Here is an 8,955-nt window from a genome sequence, read left to right on the forward strand (position 1 = left end):
CGTCTTGCTCATGGTGTCTCCGGTTCGGAGCGACAGTGTCGCTCATGAGTCGGTTACACAAAAATTCGTACACCCTCCACTCTTGATGTCAAGGCAAAAATTACTCCTGATGAAGAAGGCTTTATAAAAAGCTTCAAGGTCATTTTTCAAGCTAAAAGTCAGCAATCATTTTCCGAAAATTTTCGCTATTTCAATAAGGCAAGAATCCATGCTGTTGCTAATGACTCCTTGAACATCACTGGTGGCCATCAATTCTACTTTGCCTCTGCATCCGATCCGTTCACGAAAATATCTAACATCCAATGCCTATCTTTGCAATTGGATTGTACATTAGTCGGAACCTATGACCGCGAGGGAGGATATGAATATTTAAGAGTAGATGGCACAAACTCAATGCTAGGATCAGCCGTAGCATTTAAAGAGTCCAAAGGTCACAACAGACTTCGTTGCATTAAGTGGATTAAGAGCACAACAGGAGATGCATGGGAATCAAAATCAGTAGATTGCGGTATCGGTATACACACTGAAACAGGTGCCCCGGTTGCAGTAGATATTGCTGCAAATTCGTCAACAAGTGAAAGGGTGATGCTTGATAGAGTATGCCCGGTTTACACGCACTCTGCTGATGCTCTTATTGATACGACTGCAAACGCACCTTGCGGCCTTTACCCATCCGATGATGGAGGATCAGAAATAATTTATCAAGTTGTAGACAATATGTCTGCAAGTAAGGGGCTAATCAAAACGCTCTACACGGACACCATATTCTCTGATGAAATCAACACAAATTACATGAGTGTCAAGAATGACTTAGAGGTTTTAGGTAATACAAGAATGGATGGAACATTAACAGTCAAAGGAAGAGGTCAGTTTGATAATAATATCAATCTTACTAAAACAGAAACTGCTGGTACTACTTGCTCTCCTAATGGACTACTTGCCAGAGACTCTAAAGGCCAGATCTTGTCTTGTGAAAATGGAATATGGACAAACCAATCAACAAGTGGAATGTACGCATTCTTTAATGCGACGAATTGTCCGCCGGGTTGGACGGCAGCCAATGGTACAGGAGGGACGTTAGACCTACGTGGTCAGTTTGTGAGGGCTTGGGACAACAGTAAAGGTATTGATCCGGGCAGAACCTTAGCATCAGCTCAACAAGATGAATTGAAGAGTCACAAGCATAACGCCAGAGCATCTACTGACGGAGAGCATAGACACGAAACCCGTTTCTTGAGAGATCGATCACCAGTTGACCCCGGCAATGCTGTATTAGGCGACGAAAATTGGTATGGGCAACAGTCTTCTTGGTCACTACCAGCAGGCTTGCATACTCACACCATTACCGTAGATAACTTTGGTGGAGCAGAAACGCGACCAAAAAACATTGCTTTATTAGCTTGCATGAAAAAATAACCCCCCACACTTTTATTATTTTATTTTCGTGATATTTTGTTATTAACTAACAAGGAAAAACACGATGAAAAAAATAATAATAGCTATCGCTTTATTGGCAGCAGGAGCAACGCAAGCGGGATACACACTCAAAGTTCCACTTGAGCAAGCACAAGGCGGCACGCTGCCAAATGGCTCTATAAAAATAACCCCCCTTGAATCAGTAGATTGCTCTTCTCAAGCAGATGAGCACCCAGATTTGTGCCCAACCGATTTAGAGGACTGGGATTTATTTGCTGATAATAGTGGTCTAAGCAAAAACTGGAGTTCTTTATATTGGCAAAATAGGGAGCTTACATCTCTACCCAGCTCACCATATCCAGAAACAGCCGTTTTAGACATATCACTTTTACAGAACCAGCTAACTAACGTAGACCCACTAATTAGTGTAAGCAGGGTTTATAACGACCTAAATATTGCACTAAATCAATTGGTCAGCATTAATGGATTAAGAAACGTAGCAGAGATTGACAGAAACTTAATACTCTCAGGGAACAGATTAACAAACTTGGATGGTCTTTCAGGATTAATAAGAGTGGGTGGCATGCTTGATGCTCGTAGCAACCAACTGACAAATGTTAATGGGTTGATTAATTTGCAGTTTGTTCAATCCTTAAACCTCAGCTCCAACCAATTAGTAAGAATTAATGGACTAGCTAACACTAAAGTTGGTTCAAGCATACGTATTGATCCTAATTATGCAGGCACTAAATTATCCGCCAATACTAGATTCTGTATTGAAAATAGTCTTGATATATTCCCTGCTGGATATGCCCAAAAAGATCAACTCTGCGAATCACAATAATAGCTCCATGGCGGGTTGCCAATTCCGCTGATACCAAAATACCAAAAAGATGAAACCCGGCCCTTATGGGCCGCTTTCGTTAGCCCTAACTCTGGCCCGAATACGTAACAGTCAAAATAATCTGGATAAATCAATCCAGTCGGATCGCATATTTTGATAATACACCAACTTTAATCTGATCCATTACCTTGTGATTCTCTATAAAGTAATTTCTCAACTTGTGTGTCCCCATAATTCTTGGTGCATTGTTGCTGTTAGCTCGTCTATTTATAATCCCGACAATTGGAGAATTGCTTCCCTTCAAGTATATTTCTATTCTCTCACCATCCGACGCAAATAAATCGGACTGCTTTACGGGAGCATTAAAAAAGCCTTGAGTATAGTATGTTTTATGTAAGGTCAGAATAAATTCGTCAATCACGGAGAATGCATCTATTATTTCAGCTTCAATTGGTTCATCGACTGAAATAATCTCTTTTCGCCCACCGTTCCATTCTGGGTTAAGCTTTTTGATCACGCTATCTTCTAGACCAGCCGCAAGGTTCAAATGAAATACACCATAATGTATTAAACCACTATCTGGCAATACATATATATCAACTACGTCGCCCTGCTGTAGGCATTTAACTATATTTGAATTATTTCTAATGTTGGTTATCTGTGTCTTGCTTGGTTTTCGATACCAACGCATGCGTTGCATTAATGTTTTAATTGTCTTTCCGACATACTTCACTTCGTTGTTAACAACAAACGCATACAGGACATTATGCCGCGTGGCAAATCTATTCAGTTCAAATTCCAGATTTCCATTATCAATAATCCAATGCCCCGCCTGCTCAAAGCCTATATCTAGTAACCTCTCCATGTTAGCCCCCCTGCTGGAGCAATCAGATAGCAGCACCCAAACCGGGTGCTGCAGTCTGTTTTTTATTTTTTCCTGATAATAGATACTTTAGGTTTATTGTCTTAAAACCAGCCACTCTCTTTATCATCAAGACTTTCAGCATCTTTCGGTTGCTTAGGGAAGTCATCAACCTTTTTTAAAATAATTTGTTGGCTACTTGAGCTGGCCATGTCGCTTGTGACCATTTCCAGTGTATTGTCATCAACCAGGCGAAAATAAACACTACTCCCTGGATTTCGGCTTTCAAACTCGATAAAGCCTACCCGCCGACTTTGCCTTGAGTTTGAAAATTCGTACTCAAGCACCACGCGGTCATACATATATTTATGTATGTTGAAAAAGTAACCGTCTTTGATTACTCGGCTAGTGTTCTTTTCTATTCTGTATGGATTATTTATCTCATAAAAAACAAAACCGATATTGTCCTCAGAAACCCACTTCCTACCAACAACCTTGGCCGAGAATGCTTGGATCTGTGCCCCATATTCCATGCTCGTTCTGTCGATAGGGAGATCCTGAATCTCAAAGTCCAGTTTTTTCGAGGCCGCAAACGCACCACCAGAAGCGAGGCACAGGGCGATTCCGAGGGCTACCACATGCTTTTTCATCAGCGTCATCCATAGCAGTTCTACCACCGACCCTTTCGGTGGTCTTTGGGGAATATACGATCAGAACACGTCTCAATACCAGCCATTGGCCACCATAAAGTGCTCTTTAGCTGATCGAGCAGTCAGCCACTTCTATGGCCGCCAATCAGGCGAATGCAAAGCCTTCGCCCGCTTGGCGACCTCGATCCACAAAGCAGGCAGAGAAGCCCCCGAAAAGCCCTTTGGCGGCGTTTCAAGGTGAAGGGTATGGGTGAGGTAGTTCAGGAGCAGAACGCTCCGAGAAGGCGAAAAAAAACGACAATTTGCGGGCTTTGGTTTGCTACAAAAATTGCTACAAACCACTGCTACAAATTGCCGTTTCGCCATCCTTTTAAATACTTGATTTATAAGGATTTTTTCGATATGGCGGGAAGATAGGGATTTGAACCCTAGGTGCCATTGCTGACACAACGGATTTCGAATCCGTCCCGTTCGACCACTCCGGCATCTTCCCAAGCGGCGCGAATCATAGCAGCTGAATGCGCTTTGGCGAAGCTTATTTTGAAAAATTTTCGTGTTCTATCAGACGCTTGTGAAAAAGCCGGGGGCTGCCCGGCCTTCTCCCGCAATGCTCAAGCGGTCAGGCGGGTCAGCGCTTCGCGGTACTTGTCGGCGGTTTTCTGCGCGACGTCTGCCGGTACAGCCGGGGCCGGTGCTTGCTTGTTCCAGCCGGTGGATTCCAGCCAGTCGCGCACGAACTGCTTGTCGAAGCTTGGCGGGTTGCTGCCTTCGGCGTAGCTATCGGCCGGCCAGAAGCGGCTGGAGTCCGGGGTCAGCACTTCGTCCATCAGGGTCAGGGTGCCGTCTTCGTCCAGGCCGAATTCGAACTTGGTATCGGCGATGATGATGCCGCGGGTAGCGGCGTACTCGACAGCCGTGGTGTACAGCTTGATCGCCGTATCGCGCACCTGGGCAGCCAGTTCGGCGCCGATGATGGCTTCGCACTGCTCGAAGCTGATGTTCTCGTCATGATCGCCCACGGCGGCCTTGGTCGAGGGAGTGAAAATCGGTTGCGGCAGTTTGGCCGCTTCCTTCAGGCCTGCCGGCAAGGCGATGCCGCAGACTGTGCCGCTCTTCTGGTATTCCTTCCAGCCAGAGCCGACGATGTAGCCGCGCACGATGGCTTCCACGGCGACCGGCTTGAGGCGCTTGGCGACGACCGCACGGCCTTCGACCAGTGGCAGCTCGGCGGCGGAGACGACGTCCTCGACCTTGTCACCGGTGAAGTGGTTGGGCACCACGCCAGCCAGCTTGTCGAACCAGAAGTTGGAGATGGCGGTGAGGATCTTGCCCTTCTCCGGAATCGGTTGTTCGAGAATGACGTCGAATGCCGACAGACGATCGGTGGCCACCATCAGCATGCGCTTGTCGTCGATTTCGTAGAGGTCGCGGACCTTGCCCGAGTAGATCTTCTTCAGGCTCAGGGTGGTGGGTGTGCTCATGTCGGCATTTCCGTTTCTGGCAAACAAAACAGGCGAAACCTTTGCGGGTTTCGCCCATCGATTAACGGCTGGAGCGCGCTGCAGGCCGTTTTTCAACGGCCTGCTGGCGCCGGTCAGCCGAGATTATCCTGGATCAGGCTCAGCACGCGGCGCGATACATCGGCCGGGGCAATGGTGTTGAGGTCTTTTTCCACGGTGACCTGGACGCCATCGCCAACCGGAGTCAGGCGCACCTGATAGCGCTCGGCGCGGGCTTCGATCTCTTCCTTGCTCGGCGCACTGCCGAACAGGCGACCGAAGAAGCCTGGCTTCTCTTCGTTGATCTGAGCGCCTTCAGCCATGTTGATGTAGTACAGGCCAAGGCTGCGGTTAAGGTCGTCGACGCGCACGTTGCCGAGCTCCAGCGAACGGCCGACGCCGGACCAGGCGCGGTCGAAATCGGCGCCGAGGTTGAGCACCGGGTTGCCGTTGCCGTCTTCGCTCAGACTGACGCGGCTGGGCGCGTCGTAGTCGCGTGCGGCAAGCAGCGATACCGAACCGCCCTGCTCCACGCCACGCGCCATGCTCACCAGCATTTCGTCGAGCAGTGCAGCTTCGAGACTGCTGGCGTTGCTGCTACGGGCGGCGAAATCGACATCGGCGGTGCTGCCGGCAGGACGCTCGGCGCTGCTGACGAAGACTTCACTGGTGTTGCGCTGCACGCCCGGCTCGATGCGCACGCGCACGCGGGTTTCGGCATCAGCCGCAACGCCGGTTACGCGGCTGCTCAGGCTACGCGCCATACCTGCGGAGAGATCATCGAAACGCTGCCAGGCGGTGGTGAACTCACCGACCTGCGGGCGCTCGCTGGCGATGCGGAAGCCGTTGTCTTCGAAGAACTGACGCGCCAGCGGCCAGACTTCGGCCGGCACGCGCTGGGCCACGACCCAACGCGAATCACCACTGCGCTGCAGGGTGAATTCACGTTCATCGGCACGTACCTGCAGGCCTTGCGGGCGCGGCACTTCGAATTCAGCGGGGGTAGCGGTGGTGCTGGCAATCTGAGCGGGCACCGGCAGCAGCGGGTCGAGGCGCTTGGCCTGGACATCGGCCGGCAGTTGCATCGGTGCAGTCTGGCGCGCTTCCAGGTAGTCGCTGCCGCGATCACGGAAGTAGCCATTTTCACCCCAGAGCCAGCCACAACCGCTGGTGCTGGAGACGATCAGAGCAAGGGCGGAAAATCCGGCCAGTCGCTTCATGCGTAGAATCCTTGAGTTAAGCCAATACACCGCACTGGCGCATGGCCTGGCGCAGCGGTTCGTGACAGCGCGGGCTGAGCCAGGTCAGCGGCAGACGAATACCGTCGCCCATCAGGCCCATTTCGTGCAGCGCCCATTTCACCGGAATCGGGTTGGATTCGAGGAACAGTGCCTTGTGCAGCGGCATCAGACGGTCGTTGATGGCACGGGCGATGGCTGCCTCGCCACGCATGGCGGCGGCGCACAAGTCGCTCATGGCACGCGGCGCAACGTTGGCGGTGACGGAGATGTTGCCCTTGCCACCCAGCAACATCAGCTCGACAGCGGTGGCGTCGTCACCGGAGTAGACGAGGAAATCCTTGCTGACACGATCCAGCACGTCCTGGGCGCGCTGCAGGTCGCCGGTGGCTTCCTTGATGCCGATGATGTTGTCGATTTTCGACAGGCGCTCGACGGTCTCCGGCAGCATGTCACACACGGTACGGCCCGGCACGTTGTAGAGAATCTGCGGGATCGAGACGGCTTCGGCGATGTGGCGGAAATGCAGGTACAGGCCTTCCTGGGTCGGCTTGTTGTAGTACGGGGTGACCAGCAGGGCGGCGTCGGCGCCGACTTCCTGAGCGGCACGGGTCAGCTCGACCGATTCACGGGTGGAGTTGCCACCGGTGCCGGCGATCACCGGGATACGACCGGCAACCTGCTTGACCACACGTTTGATCACTTCGATGTGCTCGGGCACTTCCAGCGTGGCGGACTCACCAGTGGTACCGACCGCGACGATGGCATTGGTGCCCTCTTGCAGGTGGAAATCCACCAATTTGCTCAGGGCCTCCCAATCCAGACCACCCTGCGCATCCATGGGCGTGACCAGTGCCACCATACTGCCCGCAATCATGCAACCGCTCCTGCCGGAAAATTTGAGCCGTAATGGTACTGGTGCCACCAATCCGGCACAAGCAACGGACACGGGCTTATCAGGTCGTTTGCACATGACCTGCGTTTTTCCGCGACCGGCTATCGGCGCAGGCCGTCGTCCGATGCACAAGGCTTCGCCATTCCCCTCGGCGGTGCTTTTCGCTAACCTGCTGTCTTTGGTCTGCGGCTTCTCACGCGCGGACCGTTCATCGCTTTAGGAAGGCTGCATGTCCACCCCCCCCGTTCGCGAACAATTCCTCGTCATCCGCGCTCTCGGCCGCGATGCCATGGCCCTGACCAATCTGCTCAGCCGCACCAGCCATGAGAACCGTTGCGCGGTTATCAGCACTCGCCTGAGCCGTCACGGTGAATTCAGCGCCCTGGTGCTGCAGGTGTCCGGTAGCTGGGATGCCCTGGCGCGCCTGGAGTCGAGCCTGCCGCTGCTGGCCAAGAAGCATGATTTCAGCGTGGACCTGGCGCGCCGCGCCGCCGCCGAGGTGCGCCCGCAGGCGCTGCCTTATGTGGCCTATGTCAGCGCCGTGTACCGCCCGGACATTCTCAACGAGCTGTGCCAGTTCTTCATCGACCACCGCGTCGAGCTGGAAGCCCTGACCTGCGACACCTACCAGGCGCCGCAGACCGGCGGCACCATGCTCAACGCCACCCTGACCGTGACGCTGCCGGCCGGCACGCAGATCAGCTGGCTGCGCGATCAGTTCCTGGATTTTGCCGATGCGCTGAATCTTGATGCCTTGATCGAACCCTGGCGCCCACAGAATCCATGACGATCTGCTGCGCGTCGGCCCAGCTGCGTTAGAAACAGGTTCGGCCTGCTCATTTACAACTCGTAAACTCCGCGGCCTCACCTGTTTCTGCCTTGCATGGCTCTAGCTCGCGAGATCGCCGACAACCTCTGAATGAAGGAGTTTCCATGCCCGTAGAACTCGACAAAGCCGTTGCCGACTTCCAGGCCGAGGCCACCAGTGGCCAGCAGGTAAAGTTGTCCGCACTCAAGGGCCAGCAGGTCGTGCTGTATTTCTACCCGAAGGACGCGACCCCGGGCTGCACCACCGAGGGGATGGACTTCAGTGCTCGCTTCGAGCAGTTCAAGGCGGCCAACACGGTGATCTTCGGCGTATCGATGGACAGCCTGAAGAAGCATGAAAGCTTCAAGAGCAAGCAGGCGTTCCCTTTCGAGCTGATCAGCGACGAAGAACATCAGCTGTGCGACCAGTTCGGCGTGTACCAGCTGAAGAAGAACTACGGCAAGGAATACATGGGCATCGTGCGCAGCACCTTCCTGATCGACAAGGACGGCGTGCTGCGTGAAGAGTGGCGCAACCTCAAGGTCGCCGGCCATGTCGACAAGGTGCTGGCAGCAGCCGAAGCGCTGAACAAAGGCTGAGCCCTGCCCTGCAAATGAAACGCCGCGGCGCCCCCCCGCCCCCCCGCGGCGGGGTTTTTTTGGGTGGTGGGGGGGTTGGGGGGGGGGAACCCCCCCGGCCCGCCGCCAGCCCACACACCGACTTGTATGGGAGGCCGCCCCCCC

General features: G+C 53.0%; 9 protein-coding genes and 1 tRNA gene. 4 read left to right on the plus strand and 6 right to left on the minus strand.

The genetic code is table 11. The features are described 5' to 3' along the window. Positions 1-228 precede the first annotated feature (228 nt). Positions 229-1,416, plus strand: a complete 1,188-nt coding sequence (gene pilV / locus EGJ86_RS24415; RefSeq protein WP_125836916.1) for a shufflon system plasmid conjugative transfer pilus tip adhesin PilV — start codon at positions 229-231, stop codon at positions 1,414-1,416. A gap of 64 nt (positions 1,417-1,480) precedes the next feature. Then, positions 1,481-2,260 (plus strand): hypothetical protein, encoded by a 780-nt coding sequence (locus tag EGJ86_RS24420; protein ID WP_125836917.1) that lies wholly within the window; start codon positions 1,481-1,483, stop codon positions 2,258-2,260. A 130-nt stretch (positions 2,261-2,390) separates the two neighbouring features. Here the strand turns inward: EGJ86_RS24420 and EGJ86_RS25155 are convergent, their stop codons facing one another. From EGJ86_RS25155 to dapA, 6 genes are all read right to left on the minus strand, one after another. Then, complete coding sequence (locus tag EGJ86_RS25155) at positions 2,391-3,125, minus strand: GIY-YIG nuclease family protein (RefSeq protein ID WP_177432941.1); 735 nt, start codon at positions 3,123-3,125, stop codon at positions 2,391-2,393. A 101-nt stretch (positions 3,126-3,226) separates the two neighbouring features. After that, a complete protein-coding gene (locus EGJ86_RS24430) occupies positions 3,227-3,772 on the minus strand; it encodes a hypothetical protein (protein WP_125836918.1) in 546 nt (181 codons plus the stop codon). 403 nt (positions 3,773-4,175) lie between these two features. Continuing rightward, positions 4,176-4,265: transfer RNA gene (locus EGJ86_RS24435), tRNA-Ser, on the minus strand. A 118-nt stretch (positions 4,266-4,383) separates the two neighbouring features. Beyond that, positions 4,384-5,253 carry a phosphoribosylaminoimidazolesuccinocarboxamide synthase gene (locus EGJ86_RS24440; RefSeq protein ID WP_072425347.1) on the minus strand — a complete coding sequence of 290 codons (870 nt, stop codon included), beginning with the start codon at positions 5,251-5,253 and terminating at the stop codon, positions 4,384-4,386. Between the two features lie 113 nt (positions 5,254-5,366). Then, positions 5,367-6,491 carry an outer membrane protein assembly factor BamC gene (gene bamC, locus EGJ86_RS24445; RefSeq protein WP_125836919.1) on the minus strand — a complete coding sequence of 375 codons (1,125 nt, stop codon included), beginning with the start codon at positions 6,489-6,491 and terminating at the stop codon, positions 5,367-5,369. A gap of 16 nt (positions 6,492-6,507) precedes the next feature. Continuing rightward, on the minus strand, positions 6,508-7,386 hold the full coding sequence (gene dapA, locus EGJ86_RS24450) for a 4-hydroxy-tetrahydrodipicolinate synthase (protein ID WP_003460631.1): 879 nt from the start codon (positions 7,384-7,386) through the stop codon (positions 6,508-6,510). Between the two features lie 247 nt (positions 7,387-7,633). Here dapA and EGJ86_RS24455 point away from each other — a divergent pair, with 247 nt between their 5' ends. Beyond that, on the plus strand, positions 7,634-8,191 hold the full coding sequence (locus EGJ86_RS24455; RefSeq protein WP_125836920.1) for a glycine cleavage system protein R: 558 nt from the start codon (positions 7,634-7,636) through the stop codon (positions 8,189-8,191). 146 nt (positions 8,192-8,337) lie between these two features. Then, positions 8,338-8,811: a peroxiredoxin gene (locus EGJ86_RS24460; protein ID WP_125836921.1), complete on the plus strand. Its 474-nt coding sequence runs from the start codon at positions 8,338-8,340 to the stop codon at positions 8,809-8,811. Positions 8,812-8,955 lie beyond the last annotated feature (144 nt).

The organism is Pseudomonas sp. o96-267, from assembly GCF_003935465.1.
Classification (GTDB): domain Bacteria; phylum Pseudomonadota; class Gammaproteobacteria; order Pseudomonadales; family Pseudomonadaceae; genus Aquipseudomonas; species Aquipseudomonas sediminis.